Genomic DNA, 15,962 nt, shown 5'->3' on the forward strand with positions numbered 1-15,962 from the left:
TCCACACTACTTCGGATGTCCCTCTCGCGCACGGGCTTCCTCCGTCCGGGCGTCCGGTCAGCGGGAGAGGGTGCGGCCGAAGCCGGCGGCCAGGGGCATGCGCAGGCCGAGGGGCGGCGGGGCCGCGAGGGCGTCGGCGACGGGGCGGGAGAAGGGGCGTTCGAGGAGGGTGCCGAGGACGAAGTCCGCGGCGAGCGCGGCCACTTCGTGGCGGTGGTGGTGCAGCCCGTGCCCGTCGGAGTGCACCTCGAACCGGCAGACCTCCCGGTTCCCCTTCTTCGCCCGCTCGGCGAGCTCGTACGACAGCTCGGGGTCGGTCGTGCTGTCGTCGGTGCCGTGCACGATCAGCACGTGCCGCCCGTTGAGCTGCTTCACCGGCTCGGGCTCGTCGCCCTCCGGCAGCCAGGGCGCGAGCGCGACGGCGGAGCGCACGGCGGGGTGCCCTGCGGCGTGCAGCGCCGCCCGCGCGCCCATGTCGGTCCCGAGCAGGCAGACGGGCACGTCGCCGTAGCGGCGTACGACCTCGCCGACCGCCCACTCCGCGTCCTCCGCGGGGTGCGCGTGCGCGCCGTTCCACCCGCGGAAGCGGTAGTGCACGACGTGCGCGGCCACCCCGTCGGCCGCACCGACCCGCACCAGGTGCCGGGTCAGCGGCCACATCGCGGCCGCGGCCATCGGCGAACGCCGCCGGGTGCTCAGCGCGTTGCCGCCGGGCAGCGCGAGCACCACCGCGCGCACGGTCGGCACCTCGGTGTGCTGCCCCTGCTGCCGTGGTGTGCGCCCGGGTGCCACCTGCCGCCCGAGTCGTGCGCCACGCGCCGGTAATGCTTGCGAAGCCATGGCGCAACGATGGCAGACAGGAGGGTGTGCGTTCGATGGCCAGGCGGAAAATAGTTGCCTGGAAGGCGATATCTACGCGCGTAGGGGCTATCGTTCGAGGATGGAGAACGCCACGCCCACCCTCCCCTCGGGGGAGCAGATCCGCCGCGCCCCGAAAGTCCTGCTCCACGACCACCTCGACGGCGGCCTGCGCCCCGGCACGATCGTGGACATCGCCCGGGCGACCGGATACGAAGGGCTGCCCGAGACCGACCCGGACAAGCTCGGCCTGTGGTTCCGCGAGGCGGCCGACTCCGGTTCCCTCGAACGGTACCTGGAGACCTTCTCCCACACCTGCGCGGTGATGCAGACCCGCGACGCGCTGGTGCGGGTCGCCGCCGAGTGCGCGCAGGACCTGGCGGCCGACGGCGTGGTCTACGCCGAGGTGCGCTACGCCCCCGAGCAGCACCTGGAGGGCGGACTGTCGCTGGAGGAGGTCGTCGAGGCGGTCAACGAGGGCTTCCGCGACGGCGAGCGGCGGGCGCGCGAGGCGGGCCACCGGATCAGGGTGGGCGCGCTGCTCACCGCGATGCGGCACGCCGCCCGCTCCCAGGAGATCGCCGAACTCGCCAACCGCTACCGGGACCTGGGCGTCGTCGGCTTCGACATCGCCGGCGCCGAGGCGGGCTTCCCGCCCACCCGGCACCTGGACGCGTTCGACTACCTCAAGCGCGAGAACAACCACTTCACCATCCACGCCGGGGAGGCGTTCGGCCTGCCGTCGATCTGGCAGGCCCTCCAGTGGTGCGGCGCCGACCGGCTCGGCCACGGTGTGCGGATCATCGACGACATCACCGTCGACGGCGACGGGGTGCACCTGGGCCGGCTCGCCTCCTACGTCCGCGACAAGCGGGTGCCGCTGGAGATGTGCCCCACCTCCAACCTCCAGACAGGCGCCGCCACCTCCTACCGCGAGCACCCCATCGGGCTGCTGCGGCGGCTGCACTTCCGGGTCACCGTCAACACCGACAACCGGCTGATGTCCGGCACCAGCATGAGCGAGGAGTTCGGCCACCTCGTCGAGGCGTTCGGCTACACGCTGGACGACATGCAGTGGTTCACCGTCAATGCGATGAAGTCGGCGTTCATCCCTTTTGATGAACGACTCGCCATGATCAACGAGGTGATCAAGCCCGGTTATGCGGCCCTCAAGGCCGAGTGGCTCTTCGCGGCGGGCGCCGCCGCACCCTCCGTGGCCAGCGGTTCCGCCGCCGAGCAGGGCTGAACCCGGCGCCGGCGCGGCGCGGCGCGCGGCGGGCGCGGAGCCGCGCCACGCCGGTTGCACACGGCGCGCCCGCGTCACTACGTTCTGTGCTCATGCAGACCCTCACCAAGAAGACCCTCACGACCGCCGTCCTCGGGCTGGCCGTCACCGCCGCTGCTGCGGGCACCGCGTCCGCGGCCGGGCTGGCGCAGTCGAGCGACGCCCTCGCGCCGGTCGGCTCGGCCGCCAACCTGCTGCCGGGTGCCGCCTCCACGGTGACCGGCGCGCAGACCGCGCTCAGCAACGGCACGTCCGCGCTGCCGACGGGCTCGGCCACCAGCCTGCTGCCGTCGGGCAACCACCTCTCCGGCAACTCCCTGGGCTCGGCCACCGGCCTGCTCGGCGGCCTGCCGATCGGCGGCTGACCCCGCAAGGGACCCCGCGGCCGGCGGTGGCCGCACTCCGCGGCGTTCCCCGTACCCCTTGCCGGGTGCGGGGAACGTCGTGCGTCGGGGCGGGGCGCCGGCGCGGGCCTACGGCATGCTGGCCGGGAGGGGTTCGTGGGCGGTCTGGGGGATCGGCGCGGCCTCGCGGAGGATACGGCGCCGGGCGGCCGGCACGATCAGCAGGTGCGCGGCGGCGACGCCCACCGTGTTGAGGATGAGGGCGTCCACGTCGAAGATCTGCCCGGGCACCATGGTCTGGGCGAACTCCACGAGCAGGGAGACCATCAGGCCGGCGAAGGTGGTGCGGACGAAGGACGCGAGCCCCGAGCTGTCCGCCCGGCCGCCGGCCATCGGCAGGAGCACGCCGAGGGGGGCCAGCAGCCCCAGCCCCGCGCCGAGCCGCCGGGCGGCTTGCAGGGGCCCCAGCGACAGGTCGTCGCGGATGGTGTCCAGCGGCTGGAGGTTGGGCGCGGACACCCACGCCACGTTGTGCGGCCGCAGGAGCTGCCACCCGACCAACACGAGATATGCGGCGGTGAGCAGCAGCCCGGCCGCGCGCACCCTGAAGACGAAGCCGTCGTGCCGCACGTTGTCGATGACGTCCGGGTCGCGCGCGCCGGTTCCCGGTCCGCCACCGCGACACGCCCGCCACCTGCGTGATCCCCATCACAAGCCGCGTGCGGGGCAGTTGCCACCGCCACCGGGCCCGGCGCGGGCCCGCCCCGGGACGCTCCGGCGCGGGCGGTCAGCCGACCGCGGTGCCCGCGCCGTCCGCCGCGTCGGAACGGCTGCGCAGATCCGACGTGCAGGTGTAGGAGCGGAGCTTGGCGTCCTGCTCCGGGCCGCCGAGCACCACCGAGTGCCCGGGTGAGACCAGCGAGTCCGCGGTCAGCGTGCAGACCAGCTGCGCGAGCGCGAAGGACGGCAGGTCCTGCGGGCGGAGGTTGAGCAGCAGGGCGCCCTTGTGGCTGCCCGAGGCGACCTCGACGACCTGGAGGGTGCCGGGCACGGCCGTGGAGAAGCCGGCCTTCGTCTCGGCGGTGCGCGGGCTCATCTGGAGCTGGGCGAGCAGCGTGCGGACCTCGCCGATCCGGTCGAGCCGGCCGTCGCGCACGTCGACGTACCGGCTGACCGGAGTGACCTGGGTGTTGCAGACCAGGTAGACCTTGTCGACCATCGTGTCCTGGCCCGGGGTGGCCGACGCGCCGGGCGGCGCGCACGCCACCCGGGAGGGCGCGGGCCCGTCGTCCACCGGCACGGTGGTGCTGCGGATGCCGCAGCCGGACAGCGCCGCCAGGGCCGCGCAGGAGGCCGCCAGGGCGGCCGTGGAGCCGCGCAGGGCACGCCGGCCCCCGGACCGCGGGGTGCCCGCGGGAGCGTTTCTCAGCGTCATCGCGCGCTCCCCGCGGGCCCGTCGGCGCCGCCCGCCGGTCCCGTACCGCCGTTGCCGCCGCCGTTACCGCCGTTGCCGTTGCTGCCGCCGCCCTGGGCGTCGTCGTCGCCTTCCTCGGCGCGCGGCCGTACCGGCATCCGCAGGGTGAACACCGCGCCGCCGTCGGGGCTGTTGGCGGCCGTGATGTCGCCGCCGTGGATGTGCGCGTTCTCCATCGCGATGGACAGGCCGAGGCCGCTGCCCTCGGAGCGGGCGCGGGAGGCGTCGGCCTTGTAGAAGCGGTCGAAGACGTGCGGCAGGACGTCCTCGGGGATGCCCGGCCCGCGGTCGGAGACCACGATCACGATCTCGCCGTCCGCGCCGCCCTCCCGGCGCAGCGTGACCCGCACCGGGGAGCCGCCGTGCTTGAGGGCGTTGCCGATCAGGTTCGCCATGATCACGTCCAGGCGGCGCGGGTCGATCGTCGCCAGCACGCCGCGCGGCGCGTCCAGTTCGACCGAGTCCAGCCAGGCCCGCGCGTCCATGCACGCCATGATCATGTCGGCCACGTCGACCTCGTCGACCCGCAGCTTCGCCGTCCCGGCGTCGAACCGGGTGACCTCCATCAACGTCTCCACCAGTTCGTTCAGTCGCCGGGTCTCGCTGACCACCAGCCGCACCGCCGGGGCGATCATCGGGTCCAGCGCGTCCGCCTCGTCCTCCAGCACGTCGGTGACCGCGGTGATCGCGGTGAGCGGGGTGCGCAGTTCGTGCGACATGTCGGCCACGAAGCGGCGGCTGGCCGCCTCCCGGGCCCGCAACTCCTCGACCCGGCTCTCCAGTTGCTCGGCCGCGTTGTTGAAGGTCAGCGACATCTCGGCGAGTTCGTCGGTGCCCGACACCTTCAGCCGCGTGTCGAGCTGCCCTTCGCCCAGCCGCTTCGCGGCCTCACCCAGCCGCCGCACCGGGCGCAGCACCGCGGAGCCGGCCGCCTGCGCCAGCAGGGCCGCGCCGATCAGCGCCAGCAGCGTGGCGATGCCCAGCGACCAGGCCAGCGAGTTGAGGTCCTTGCGCTCGGTGTCCAGCGACTTGAGCATGTAGCCGGTCGGGCCGTCGTCGTTGATCCGCGCACCGGCCACCAGGTAGGGGTGGCCGGCCAGGGATATCCGCTCCCAGTGCAGGTGGTAGCGGTTGTCGTCCTTCGTGTGCTTGGTGTTGACCGCCCGCACCAGCGACGCGGGCACGTCGTCCATCGAGAACGTGCTGCCCTCGGAGCGCTCCGCGCACCGCTGGTCCGACGTGATGTCGAGCAGGATGACCTGGTAGGTGTCCGGGCCGCCGATCCGGTTCGCCGCCGCGGCCACCGACTCGCAGGTGGGCTCCACCGGCAGCGAGGCGGCGTTGCGCTGGAGCGAGTCGCGGAAGTCGTCCAGCGCGCTGTTCTGCGCCCGGGTCAGCACCGCGTCGCGGTTGAGCCAGTACGCGATCCCCGACACCGACACCGCCGCGGTGAGCGCCACCAGCGCGAACACCCCGATCAGCCGCAGCCGCAGGCTGGTCCAGCGCAGCAGCCAGAACGGGCTGCCCTGAGCACGTTTCACTGAGGCGTGTCCAGGCGGTAGCCGACACCGCGCACGGTACGGATCAGCGTCGGCGACGACGGCACGTCCTCGATCTTCGCGCGCAGCCGCTGGACACACGCGTCCACCAGCCGCGAGTCGCCCAGGTAGTCGTGCTCCCACACCAGCCGCAGCAACTGCTGCCGCGACAGCGCCTGCCCCGGCCGGCGGCTCAGCTCCAGCAGCAGCCTCAGCTCGGTCGGCGTGAGCTGAAGGTCCTGGCCGTCCTTGGTCACCGTCATCGCGCTGCGGTCGATCACGATCGCCCCGAACGCCGCCGAGTCCGTGCTGTCGCGCTCCCCGCGCCGCAGCACCGCCCGAATCCGCGCGTCCAGCACCCGCGGCTGCACCGGCTTGATCACGTAGTCGTCCGCGCCGGACTCCAGCCCCACGACCACGTCGATGTCATCACTGCGCGCGGTCAGCAGGATGATCGGCAGCTGGTCGGTCCGCCGGATACGCCGGCACACCTCGAAGCCGTCGATCCCCGGCAGCATCACGTCCAACACGATCAGGTCCGGGCGCTGCTCCTTGAGCAGCTTCAGCCCGTCCTCTCCCGTCGCAGCGGCCACCACACGGTGACCCTGCCGCGACAGGCCGAGTTCAAGACCCGTACGGATGGCGTCGTCATCCTCGATCAGCAACAGGAAAGGCACGGGCGCCATTGTTGCCTACTCGGGCACCTGAGCGGGAAGGGGTCTCACCCTCCTTTCATCTCCCCCACATCCACCGCCGACCACCACAGCTCAACCAGGAAAGTCCAGAAGCAACCCAGGGGCGCGGGGAACTGCGCGACCAGCCCCCACCGACAGGTGGTCCCGGAACCGACAGAAACCCCCCAGTACGCGGGCGGCCAGCGCAGGAAGTCCCGACAGTTACCCAGGGGCGCGGGGAACGGCGCGAGAACCCCCCACCGACAGGTGGTCCCTCAGCCGACAGCACCCCCCACCCCGGAGGGTCCGCTCACCCACCCCCACGTTGTTGCGCGGCTGTGACACTCGCCGGACAGCCCGATGAAACTGGCCCGGCAGGGTTATCCCCATCGAAGAAACGCGGCGGCTTCAAAGCTACGACGCCGAAGACCACGCGGCAGGTTCCACAGACGGGGGCGCGATGATGAACGCACTGCACAGCACCACCACCACCGCAGTTCACAGCGCGCACACCCGCCCGGGGTTCCGCCGCACCGGCGGCCACACCGCGCCCCGCCCGCGCCCGGCGCACATCGCCCCGGTCGGCACCGAGCAGCCCACCGCGGAGCGGGTGCCCGCGCAGGCCGCGGCGCCGCGCACCCCGCAGCACTCCGCCGACGCGGAGGCCGCGTTCACCGCCTACGTGCAGGAGCGCCGGGCCTCGCTCTACGCCACCGCCTACCACCTCACCGGCGACCGCTTCGCCGCCGAGGACCTGCTCCAGAGCGCGCTGTTCTCCACCTACCGCGCCTGGGACCGGATCAGCGACAAGGCGGCCGTCGGCGGCTACCTGCGGCGGACCATGACCAACCTGCACATCAGCGCCTGGCGGCGGCGCAAGCTCAACGAGTACCCGACCGAGGAGCTGCCCGAGACGGTCGGCGACACCGACGAGATGGGCGGCACCGAGCTGCGCGCGGTGCTGTGGCAGGCGCTGGCCCGCCTGCCCGAGCAGCAGCGCACGATGCTGGTGCTGCGCTACTACGAGGGCCGCACCGACCCGGAGATCGCCGACATACTCAACATCAGCGTCGGCACCGTCAAGAGCAGCATCTGGCGCTCGCTGCGCCGTATGCGCGAGGACGAGGCGCTGAGCTTCGGCCGGGACGAGGAGGACGCGTTCGGCGAGCTGGTCGCCTGAGCCCGGGGGTTCCGGGGGCGTACCGCACGGACAAGGGGGGCGTACGGGGGAGCGGGGCCGGACGGCACGGAGGGGTGCCGTCCGGCCCTCGCGCGTGTTCACCGGCCGCGCGCGGGGCGGCGGCTCACCCGCCGGCGGCCGGTGACGACACCGGCACCGTGGCGGCCGGTGCGGCGCTGCCGAGCCGGGTGATACGGGCCAGGGCCTCGCGCTGGTCGCAGGGCGAGCAGCCGAACCCGACCTGGCGCCCGACGATCGCGCGTTCGGCGCGGAAGAGGTGCCAGCCGCGCCGGACCAGGAAGCGTACGGACTTGCGGCCCTCGCGCAGGTCGCGCACGAAGCGGCGGCGGGCGGTGGTGGCGGGGCTGCCGCGCAGGCAGATCGCGTCGGCGAGCAGCCCGAGCGCGCGGCAGCGCTCGGCGATCTCGGCGGCGAAGATGCCTTCTGCCACGAAGTGGGGCGCCCCGGCGAGGTCCAGCCGGTTCCACCCGCTGATGGCGCTGGCGGAGATGTCGTACCGCGGGGTGTCGGTGCTGCCCTGTTCGCACAGTGCGCTGATCGCGGCGATCGCGGCGTCCGCGTGCCAGGAGTCCGGGGCGTCCCAGTCGACGGCGGTGCCGCCGGGCAGCAGCGGGAGCGTCGGGTCGCCGTCCTCCTTGTAGAAGTCGTCGAGTGCGAGGACAGGCAGCCCGGTGCGGGCGGCGAGCGAGGACTTGCCCGAGCCGGACGGCCCGGCGAGCAGGATCACACGGGAACGGGAAGGTGGACTCACGGACAACCATTCTCCCGCAACCCCGCCCGGGGGACGCCGCGCGGTATGACAACTACCATCCGCGGTCATTGCGTTACGCTGCGACGGCAAGCCGTTACGTCGACAGGAGCCGTTCCATGCCCTCGCTGCGCACCGCCCTCGTCCTCACGCTGACCGCCGCGGCGGCGGTCGCCGCCCCCGCGGCCGCCGCCGTCGCCGCGGACGCCTCCACCGCGCTGCCCGACCTCCAGCGCACCACGGACGCGCTGCCCACCTCGGGGATCACCTCGGCGGTGCCCACCCAGTCCGTCACCGGCGCCCTCGCCAGCGGGATCGCGCCGGTCCGCGACCTGAAGCTCGACCCGCTGAACAACACCACGGTCGACCCGCTGACGAACGGCGTCGGCTCGCAGATCGCCGACTTCCGACCCGTCTCCACCACGGACGCCACCGCCCCGCTCACCAGCGGCGGCTCGCTCGGCACCCTCCCCCTCGTCGGCCCGCTCACCGGCGTCCTGACGCACTGACGCCGGGGGCTACCGGGCGCCGGTGAGGAGGGCGCCGCCGTCGACGGTGAGCACGGTTCCCGTGACGAAGCGGTTGCCCATCAGGTAGAGGTGCGCGGCGGCGATCTCGTCCGCCTCGCCGATGGTCCCGGTGAGCGTCCGGTCGGCGAGGGAGGCGAACAGCGCGGTGCGCTGCGGCTCGGGGACCGGGTCCCACAGCGGCGTGCGGACCGCGCCGGCCCGGACCGCGTTGACGCGCAGCGGGGCGAGTTCGGCGGCCAGCCCGCGCGTAAGGCCCTCCATGGCGGCCGCGGAACCGGCCGCGAGCGCCGCGCCGGGCACCGGGCGGACCGCGACCGTGCCGGAGGTCAGCACGATGGAGCCGCCCGGCCGTATCCGCGGCGCCGCGTGCTTGACCGCGGTGACCGTGCCCCAGAAGCGGACGTCGAGGAGCTTGCGGGCCTCGTCGAGCGGCAGGTCGGCCAGCGGCTGCGGGCGCACCGCGTCCCCCGCGGTGTAGACGAGGTGGTCGAGCCCGCCGACGCGGGCGAAGAGGTCGGCGACGGCGGCCTCGTCGCGGATGTCGACGGCGGCGCCGTCACAGGTGTCCGGCAGTTCCGCGAGCGCCGCGTCGATCCGCGCCTGGCTGCTCGACGCGATCGTCACCGCCGCCCCGGCGGCCGCCGCGGCGCGGGCCGTGGCCAGCCCCATCCCCGAACTGCCGCCGATGACGACGACGCGCTGCCCCGAAAAAGTCCCTGCACCAGACATGGCGGTACTCCTGTGCCTCGAAGATGATGACTCAGTGAGCCGTCAGCGTAGCACCGATGATGTCCCAGTGAGTCGTCACTGTTAGACTGCGGGTATGCCGCGATGGGACCCGCACGCCGAAGACCGGCTGCGCGAGGCAGCGTTGGAGCTGTTCCTCCAGCACGGGTACGAGAACGTCACCGTCACGCAGATCACCGAGCGGGCGGGGCTGACCCGGCGCTCCTTCTCCCGGTACTTCGCGGACAAGCGCGATGTGCTCTTCGCCGAGGACGACCGGCTGCCGGCCGCCCTCGCGGGCGCGGTGCGGGCGGCCGACGAGGCCCTGTCGCCGTTCGCGGCGCTGCTGGCCGGCCTGCTGGACGTCTCGGACGCACTGGCCCGCCAGGCGCCGCTCGCCGTTCAGCGGCGCGCGGTCGTCCAGGCCAGCCCTGAGTTGCAGGAGCGGGGGCGCACCAAGTTCGCCGCCGTGACCGCGGCGGTGGTGGACGCGCTCGAGGACCGGGGCGCGACCGCGTCGCAGGCCGGGCTGCTCGCCCAGGTCGGTGTCGCCGTCTTCCGTACGGCCTTCGACCGCTGGACCGACGATCCGGGCAGCGCCGGACTGGCCGCCCGGATCGAGGAGGCGGCCGCCGAACTCGCCGACGGCCTCGGTTCGGTGGACTTCGCCGCGCTGCCCCGCCCCTGAGTCCTCGGAGGCGGCGGGGGCGGGGCAGCGCGGGCGGGCGGATCAGGCGGGGCTGACGCGGTCCAGGACCACCGGCGCGGGCGTGAAGGCGGTGCCGGCCGGGGAGATCGTGAACGCGCCCTCGAGCGCCTCCAGGGCGCCCTGGAACCGCTCGGGGGTGTCGGTGTGCAGGGTGAGCAGCGGGGCGCCCGCGGTGACCTGGTCGCCCGGCTTGGCGTGCAGTTCCACGCCGGCCCCCGCCTGGACGGCGTCCTCCTTGCGGGCGCGGCCGGCGCCGAGCCGCCAGGCGGCGACCCCGACGTCGTAGGCGTCGAGCGCGGTGAGCACCCCGGAGGCGGGCGCGGTCAGGACGTGCTGCTCGCGGGCGACGGGCAGGGCCGCGTCCGGGTCGCCGCCCTGCGCCCGGATCATCCGGCGCCAGGCGTCCATCGCGGAGCCGTCGGCGAGCGCCTTCGCCGGGTCGGCGCCGGGCAGCCCGGCGGCGTCCAGCATCTCCCGGGCCAGCGCGAGGGTCAGCTCGACCACGTCGGCGGGGCCGCCGCCGGCCAGCACCTCGACGGACTCGCGCACTTCGAGGGCGTTGCCCGCGGTCAGCCCGAGCGGGGTGGACATGTCGGTGAGCAGCGCCACGGTGCGCACGCCGTGGTCGGTGCCCAGGCCGACCATGGTGGCCGCCAGTTCCCGGGCGTCCTCGAGGGTCTTCATGAAGGCGCCGGAGCCGACCTTGACGTCCAGGACGAGCGCCCCGGTGCCCTCGGCGATCTTCTTGGACATGATCGAGGAGGCGATCAGCGGGATCGCCTCGACCGTGCCGGTCACGTCCCGCAGCGCGTAGAGCTTCTTGTCGGCAGGGGCCAGGCCGTCCCCGGCCGCGCAGATCACCGCGCCGACATCCGCGAGCACCGCGAGCATCTCGTCGTTGCCGAGCGAGGCCCGCCAGCCGGGGATGGACTCCAGCTTGTCCAGGGTGCCGCCGGTGTGGCCCAGGCCGCGCCCGGACAGCTGCGGCACGGCCGCGCCGCAGGCGGCGACGAGCGGCGCGAGCGGCAGCGTGATCTTGTCGCCGACCCCGCCGGTGGAGTGCTTGTCGGCGGTGGGCCGGGCCAGCCCGGAGAAGTCCATCCGCTCGCCGGAGGCGATCATCGCGGCGGTCCAGCGGGCGATCTCGGCCCGGTCCATCCCGTTGAGCAGGATCGCCATGGCCAGCGCCGACATCTGCTCGTCGGCGACCTCGCCGCGGGTGTAGGCGTCGATCACCCAGTCGATCTGCTCGTCGCCGAGCCGGCCGCGGTCGCGCTTGGCACGGATGACGGAAATGGCGTCCATGAAACGGTGGTTCCTAGCGGTCGAGGTCTTCGGGCCCGAAGGCGTCGGGCAGCACATCGCTCATCGGCCGCACCCCGCGCGGGGTGTCGACGAGCAGGTCGGGGCCGCCGTGCTCCCACAGCAGCTGGCGGCACCGCCCGCACGGCATCAGCGGGTTGCCGCGCAGGTCGGAGCAGGCGAACGCGACGAGCCGGCCGCCGCCGGAGGCGTGCAGCGCGGAGACGAGCCCGCACTCCGCGCACAGCGCGACCCCGTAGGCGGCGTTCTCCACGTTGCAGCCGACCACGGTCCGGCCGTCGTCGGTGAGGGCGGCCGCGCCGACCGGGAAGCCCGAGTAGGGCGCGTACGCCCGGGTCATCGCCTCCCGGGCGGCGGCGCGCAGCCCCGGCCAGTCCACGTCCGGCCCGGCCGCGGCCACCGGGGCCGGGCCGGCCGCCGGCCGCGGCCCCGTGCCGCCGCCGGCTTGCCGCCCGCCCGGTCCCCCGGTGTCGTCCGTCATCCGCTCTGCCCCTTCCGGTACGGCAGGCCGTCCGCCTTCGGCATCCGCAGCCGCTGCGCCGACAGGCCCATCACCAGCAGCGTCACGACGTACGGCGTGCCCTCCACGATCTCGTCGGGCACCGAGTCGGTCAGCATGTACCAGACTGCCAGCAGCACCGCGAAGCCCAGCGCCACGGCCGCGCCGATCCGCGCGCCGCGGTAGAACTTCCACACCGCCATCGCCAGCAGCAGCACCGCGATCAGCAGCAGCAGGGCGTGCACGGACGGGCCGCCGTTGCGCAGTTGGAGGCTGTCGGCGTAGCCGAAGAGCCCGGCGCCCATGGCCAGGCCGCCCGGCCGCCAGTTGCCGAAGATCATCGCGGCCAGGCCGATGTAGCCGCGGCCGCCGGTCTGCCCTTCGAGGTAGAAGTGCGTGCTCATGGCGAGGAAGACCCCGCCGAGCCCGGCGAGCGCGCCGGAGATGATCACCGCGGCGTACTTGTACGTGTAGACGTTGACGCCCAGCGACTCGGCCGCCACCGGGTTCTCGCCGCAGGAGCGCAGCCGCAGCCCGAACGGGGTGCGCCACAGGATGAAGAAGGTCGCCACGAACAGCACGATCGCCAGCAGCGTGATCGCGGAGATGTCGGTGACCAGGCCGCCGACCATCCCGGCCAGGTCGGAGACGAGGAACCAGTGGTGCTTCTCCACGCTGTCCAGCCAGTGCGACAGGCCCGGCACGGTGAACTGCTTCGCGTTGTCCAACTGCGGCGACTGCTTGGGGGTGCCGCCCTTGCGGGCCGCCTCGCCGACGTTGAACCAGCGCTTGGCGAGGTAGGAGGTGACGCCCGCGGCCAGGATGTTCATCGCCACACCGGCGACGATGTGGTCCACGCCGAAGGTGACGGTGACGATCGCGTGCACCAGGCCGCCCAGCGCGCCGCCGAGCACCCCGGCCAGCACCGCGACCCACGCGTTGGTCTGCCAGCCGGCCCACGCGCCGAAGAACGTGCCGAGGATCATCATGCCCTCGAGGCCGATGTTGACCACGCCGGCCCGCTCCGACCACAGGCCGGCCAGGCCCGCCAGGCCGATCGGCACCGCGCTGGCCAGCGCGCCCGCGACCTGCCCGGAGGAGGTGACGTCCTCCGCGCCGGTGATCGCCCGCACCGCGGAGACCGCGATCAGGGCGCCCGCGATGATCAGCAGGATCACCGGGAGGGTGAGCTTGACCCGCCCGCCCTTCCTGGCCGCGGCACCCAGGCTCGGCGGCGGCGTCTGAGTCGTGGTGGCGCTCACGCCGCGACCTCCTTCTTGTCCGTGCCCTGACCGGCCGCGGCGAGTTCCGCGCCGACCTGGCGCTGCTGCCGGGTGAGGCCGTAGCGGCGCACCAGTTCGTAGGCGACGACCACGGCGAGCACGATCACGCCCTGGATCACACCGACGATCTCCTTGTCGTACCCCTGGAACTCCAGGCCCGCCGAGGAGCGTTCGAGGAACGCCCACAGCAGCGCGCCGACCGCGACGCCGATCGGGTTGTTCCGGCCCAGCAGCGCGACCGCGATGCCGGTGAAGCCGATCCCGGTCGGGAAGTCGGTGCCGTAGTCGTAGGACTGGTTGAGCAGCGTCGGCATGCCGACCAGGCCCGCCATGGCGCCGGAGATCAGCATGCTGGTGATGACCATCCGCTTGACGCTGACCCCGCTCGCCTCGGCCGCGGACTCCGAGCGGCCGACCGCGCGCAGGTCGAAGCCGAAGCGGGTGCGGGAGAGCAGGAACCAGTAGACGACGCCGGCCAGCACCGCGAAGACGATGAAGCCGAAGACCGGGTCGGTGGACGTCTTGAAGCTGAACAGGTGGCTGGAGGTCGGGATCGGCTTGGTGGACACCATGTTGGCGTCCTTGTCGAGCACGCCGAGCCGGCCGCCTTGCAGGAAGTAGCCGATCACGATGCCCGCGATCGAGTTCAGCATGATCGTGGAGATGACCTCGCTGACCCCGCGGGTCACCTTCAGCACCCCGGCGATCGCCGCCCATGCCGCGCCGACCGCCATAGCGGTCAGGATGATCACGGGCACCTCGACGACACCCGGGATGGACAGCGCGCCGCCGACCACGGCGGCGAAGAACGCCGCGAGCCGGTACTGGCCGTCCACGCCGATGTTGAACAGGTTCATCCGGAAGCCGACCGCGACGGCCAGGCCCGCCAGGTAGTACGTGGTGGCCTTGTTGAGGATGTAGACCTGGCTGTCGGACTTGCCGCCGTAGGTGAGCATCACGTTGAACGCGTGGAACGGCTCCTTGCCGGTGGCCAGCAGCACCAGCGCGGTGACCACCAGCGCGCTGACCACGGCCAGCACCGGCGCCGCGATCCCCAGCAGGGCGCGGTCCTTGTCGAACTTCCTCATCGGTCCTCTCCCCCGGCCTGCTTGCCGATCTGCCGTTCGAGGTGCCCGGACGCGGCGCCGGTCATCGCCGAGCCCAGCTGCTCCGGGGTGATCGTCGACGGGTCGGCGTCCGCGACCAGCCCGCCCCGGAACATCACCCGCAGCGTGTCGGACAGGCCGATCAGCTCGTCCAGGTCCGCGGAGATCAGCAGCACCGCCAGGCCCTCGCGGCGCGCGGCCCGGATCTGGTCCCAGATCTGCGCCTGCGCGCCGACGTCCACGCCCCGGGTCGGGTGCGCGGCGATCAGCAGCTTCGGCAGGTGGCTCATCTCGCGGCCGACGATCAGCTTCTGCTGGTTGCCGCCGGACAGCGACGCGGCGGTGACCTCGATGCCGGGGGTGCGCACGTCGTACTCGCGGACGATCCGCTCGGTGTCGCGGCGGGCGGCGGCCGGGTCGATCAGGAAGCCGCGGCTGTTGGGCTGCTCGGTGACGTGGCCGAGGATGCGGTTCTCCCACAGCGGCGCCTCCAGCAGCAGGGCGTGCCGGTGCCGGTCCTCGGGGATGTAGCCGATGCCGTCCTCGCGGCGGCGCCGGGTGGGGTCGGCGGTGATGTCCCGGCCGTCCAGGCTCAGCGAGCCGCTGTCCGGCGGGCGGGTGCCGATGATCGCCTCGACCAGTTCGGCCTGGCCGTTGCCCTCCACGCCCGCGATGCCGAGGACCTCGCCCTTGTGGATGGTGAAGGACACGTCGTCCAGCACGATCCGCTCGACGCCCTCCGGGTCCACCGCGGCCAGCCGCAGCCCGGTGACGGTGAGCATCGGCTCGTCGGTGACGGTGGACTCGCGGGTCTCCGGCGACGGGAGTTCGCTGCCGACCATCAGCTCGGCGAGCTGCTTGGCGGTGGTGTGCGCGGGGTCCGCGCTGCCCACGGTGGTGCCGCGCCGGATGACGGTGATGTCGTCGGCGACCGAGAGCACCTCGCCGAGCTTGTGCGAGATGAAGATGACCGTCAGGCCCTGGGACTTCAGCCCGCGCAGGTTCTCGAAGAGCGCGTCGACCTCCTGCGGCACCAGGACCGCGGTGGGCTCGTCGAGGATGAGGATGCGGGCGCCGCGGTAGAGGACCTTGAGGATCTCCACCCGCTGGCGGTCGGCCACGCCCAGGTCCTCCACGAGGACGTCGGGCCGCACCCCGAGGCCGTACGCGTCGGATATCTCGACGATCTTCGCCCGGGCCCGGCCGCCGATGCCGTGCAGCTTCTCGCTGCCCAGCACGATGTTCTCCAGCACGGTCAGGTTGTCGGCGAGCATGAAGTGCTGGTGCACCATGCCGATGCCGCGGGCGATCGCGTCGCCCGGGTCGCCGAAGGAGACCTGCTCGCCGTCGATCGCGATGGTGCCCTCGTCCGGCTTCTGCATGCCGTAGAGGATCTTCATCAGAGTCGACTTGCCGGCGCCGTTCTCGCCCACGAGGGCGTGCACGGTGCCGCGCCGCACGGTGATGTCGATGTCGTGGTTGGCGACGACCCCGGGGAAGCGCTTGGTGATGCCGCGCAGTTCGACCGCTGCCGCGCTGCCGGGTTGCGGCGGTTGCGGCGGGGTCGGCGCGGGTGGACTCGTGGACGCGTTGATGGCGCACTCCCCTCGGGGAAAGGCTCGGGCGGGCGGAACGTGGGGGTGAAGGTATCGCGCGAAGGTGAA

17 protein-coding genes are annotated in these 15,962 nt (G+C 73.2%); 5 read left to right on the forward strand and 12 right to left on the reverse strand.

Annotation, left to right across the window (positions count from 1 at the left end; translation table 11 throughout):
- Positions 1–57: 57 nt before the first annotated feature.
- Positions 58–840: a dienelactone hydrolase family protein gene (locus tag AC3EVP_RS01065; RefSeq protein WP_335981733.1), complete on the reverse strand. Its 783-nt coding sequence runs from the start codon at positions 838–840 to the stop codon at positions 58–60.
- Between the two features lie 100 nt (positions 841–940).
- Between AC3EVP_RS01065 and AC3EVP_RS01070 the strand changes: the two genes are divergently transcribed.
- Together AC3EVP_RS01070 and AC3EVP_RS01075 are read left to right on the forward strand one after the other, a co-directional pair.
- On the forward strand, positions 941–2,104 hold the full coding sequence (locus AC3EVP_RS01070) for an adenosine deaminase (RefSeq protein ID WP_335981735.1): 1,164 nt from the start codon (positions 941–943) through the stop codon (positions 2,102–2,104).
- Between the two features lie 92 nt (positions 2,105–2,196).
- Complete coding sequence (locus AC3EVP_RS01075) at positions 2,197–2,508, forward strand: hypothetical protein (RefSeq protein WP_335981737.1); 312 nt, start codon at positions 2,197–2,199, stop codon at positions 2,506–2,508.
- Between the two features lie 108 nt (positions 2,509–2,616).
- Here the strand turns inward: AC3EVP_RS01075 and AC3EVP_RS01080 are convergent, their stop codons facing one another.
- The 4 genes from AC3EVP_RS01080 to AC3EVP_RS01095 form a co-directional block, all read right to left on the reverse strand.
- On the reverse strand, positions 2,617–3,117 hold the full coding sequence (locus AC3EVP_RS01080; RefSeq protein ID WP_435124853.1) for a VanZ family protein: 501 nt from the start codon (positions 3,115–3,117) through the stop codon (positions 2,617–2,619).
- Between the two features lie 157 nt (positions 3,118–3,274).
- Positions 3,275–3,922 carry a hypothetical protein gene (locus tag AC3EVP_RS01085; protein ID WP_435124856.1) on the reverse strand — a complete coding sequence of 216 codons (648 nt, stop codon included), beginning with the start codon at positions 3,920–3,922 and terminating at the stop codon, positions 3,275–3,277.
- Positions 3,919–5,502 (reverse strand): ATP-binding protein, encoded by a 1,584-nt coding sequence (locus tag AC3EVP_RS01090; protein ID WP_435124858.1) that lies wholly within the window; start codon positions 5,500–5,502, stop codon positions 3,919–3,921. The genes AC3EVP_RS01085 and AC3EVP_RS01090 overlap by 4 nt, the downstream gene beginning before the upstream one ends.
- Positions 5,499–6,176, reverse strand: coding sequence for a response regulator (locus tag AC3EVP_RS01095; protein ID WP_335981745.1), 678 nt, complete (start codon positions 6,174–6,176; stop codon positions 5,499–5,501). The genes AC3EVP_RS01090 and AC3EVP_RS01095 overlap by 4 nt, the downstream gene beginning before the upstream one ends.
- A 460-nt stretch (positions 6,177–6,636) precedes the next feature.
- On the opposite strand from AC3EVP_RS01095, the gene AC3EVP_RS01100 reads away from it, so the two are divergent.
- Positions 6,637–7,353, forward strand: coding sequence for a SigE family RNA polymerase sigma factor (locus AC3EVP_RS01100; protein ID WP_335981826.1), 717 nt, complete (start codon positions 6,637–6,639; stop codon positions 7,351–7,353).
- Positions 7,354–7,477: 124 nt separating this feature from the next.
- On the opposite strand, the gene AC3EVP_RS01105 is transcribed toward AC3EVP_RS01100, so the two are convergent.
- Positions 7,478–8,131, reverse strand: a complete 654-nt coding sequence (locus AC3EVP_RS01105; RefSeq protein ID WP_488179783.1) for an ATP-binding protein — start codon at positions 8,129–8,131, stop codon at positions 7,478–7,480.
- Positions 8,132–8,241: 110 nt separating this feature from the next.
- On the opposite strand from AC3EVP_RS01105, the gene AC3EVP_RS01110 reads away from it, so the two are divergent.
- Positions 8,242–8,631 carry a hypothetical protein gene (locus tag AC3EVP_RS01110; protein ID WP_435124862.1) on the forward strand — a complete coding sequence of 130 codons (390 nt, stop codon included), beginning with the start codon at positions 8,242–8,244 and terminating at the stop codon, positions 8,629–8,631.
- 9 nt (positions 8,632–8,640) lie between these two features.
- Here the strand turns inward: AC3EVP_RS01110 and AC3EVP_RS01115 are convergent, their stop codons facing one another.
- Entirely contained in the window at positions 8,641–9,381 is a 741-nt protein-coding gene (locus tag AC3EVP_RS01115) for an SDR family oxidoreductase (protein WP_435124865.1), read from the reverse strand.
- A 94-nt stretch (positions 9,382–9,475) separates the two neighbouring features.
- Here AC3EVP_RS01115 and AC3EVP_RS01120 point away from each other — a divergent pair, with 94 nt between their 5' ends.
- Entirely contained in the window at positions 9,476–10,066 is a 591-nt protein-coding gene (locus AC3EVP_RS01120) for a TetR/AcrR family transcriptional regulator (RefSeq protein WP_435124868.1), read from the forward strand.
- A 42-nt stretch (positions 10,067–10,108) separates the two neighbouring features.
- On the opposite strand, the gene AC3EVP_RS01125 is transcribed toward AC3EVP_RS01120, so the two are convergent.
- Genes AC3EVP_RS01125 through AC3EVP_RS01145 form a run of 5 tightly spaced genes read right to left on the reverse strand, consistent with a single transcriptional unit; the run spans position 10,109 to position 15,893 of the window.
- On the reverse strand, positions 10,109–11,392 hold the full coding sequence (locus AC3EVP_RS01125) for a thymidine phosphorylase (protein ID WP_335981754.1): 1,284 nt from the start codon (positions 11,390–11,392) through the stop codon (positions 10,109–10,111).
- 13 nt (positions 11,393–11,405) lie between these two features.
- On the reverse strand, positions 11,406–11,891 hold the full coding sequence (locus tag AC3EVP_RS01130) for a cytidine deaminase (protein WP_335981756.1): 486 nt from the start codon (positions 11,889–11,891) through the stop codon (positions 11,406–11,408).
- Positions 11,888–13,171: an ABC transporter permease gene (locus tag AC3EVP_RS01135; RefSeq protein WP_435124873.1), complete on the reverse strand. Its 1,284-nt coding sequence runs from the start codon at positions 13,169–13,171 to the stop codon at positions 11,888–11,890. Before AC3EVP_RS01135 ends, AC3EVP_RS01130 begins: the two co-directional genes overlap by 4 nt.
- Complete coding sequence (locus AC3EVP_RS01140) at positions 13,168–14,280, reverse strand: ABC transporter permease (protein ID WP_435124876.1); 1,113 nt, start codon at positions 14,278–14,280, stop codon at positions 13,168–13,170. Before AC3EVP_RS01140 ends, AC3EVP_RS01135 begins: the two co-directional genes overlap by 4 nt.
- Positions 14,277–15,893: an ABC transporter ATP-binding protein gene (locus tag AC3EVP_RS01145; RefSeq protein WP_435125570.1), complete on the reverse strand. Its 1,617-nt coding sequence runs from the start codon at positions 15,891–15,893 to the stop codon at positions 14,277–14,279. Before AC3EVP_RS01145 ends, AC3EVP_RS01140 begins: the two co-directional genes overlap by 4 nt.
- Between the last annotated feature and the right edge of the window lie 69 nt (positions 15,894–15,962).

This window comes from Actinacidiphila sp. bgisy144, from assembly GCF_057708105.1.

Coding starts and splice junctions, on each gene's coding strand:
- AC3EVP_RS01070 (WP_335981735.1), top strand. CDS start 941: ATGGAGAACGCCACGCCCACCCTCCCCTCGGGGGAGCAGATCCGCCGC.
- AC3EVP_RS01125 (WP_335981754.1), bottom strand. CDS start 11,392: ATGGACGCCATTTCCGTCATCCGTGCCAAGCGCGACCGCGGCCGGCTC.
- AC3EVP_RS01065 (WP_335981733.1), bottom strand. CDS start 840: ATGGCTTCGCAAGCATTACCGGCGCGTGGCGCACGACTCGGGCGGCAG.
- AC3EVP_RS01115 (WP_435124865.1), bottom strand. CDS start 9,381: ATGTCTGGTGCAGGGACTTTTTCGGGGCAGCGCGTCGTCGTCATCGGC.
- AC3EVP_RS01110 (WP_435124862.1), top strand. CDS start 8,242: ATGCCCTCGCTGCGCACCGCCCTCGTCCTCACGCTGACCGCCGCGGCG.
- AC3EVP_RS01075 (WP_335981737.1), top strand. CDS start 2,197: ATGCAGACCCTCACCAAGAAGACCCTCACGACCGCCGTCCTCGGGCTG.
- AC3EVP_RS01130 (WP_335981756.1), bottom strand. CDS start 11,891: ATGACGGACGACACCGGGGGACCGGGCGGGCGGCAAGCCGGCGGCGGC.
- AC3EVP_RS01085 (WP_435124856.1), bottom strand. CDS start 3,922: ATGACGCTGAGAAACGCTCCCGCGGGCACCCCGCGGTCCGGGGGCCGG.
- AC3EVP_RS01100 (WP_335981826.1), top strand. CDS start 6,637: ATGAACGCACTGCACAGCACCACCACCACCGCAGTTCACAGCGCGCAC.
- AC3EVP_RS01140 (WP_435124876.1), bottom strand. CDS start 14,280: ATGAGGAAGTTCGACAAGGACCGCGCCCTGCTGGGGATCGCGGCGCCG.
- AC3EVP_RS01120 (WP_435124868.1), top strand. CDS start 9,476: ATGCCGCGATGGGACCCGCACGCCGAAGACCGGCTGCGCGAGGCAGCG.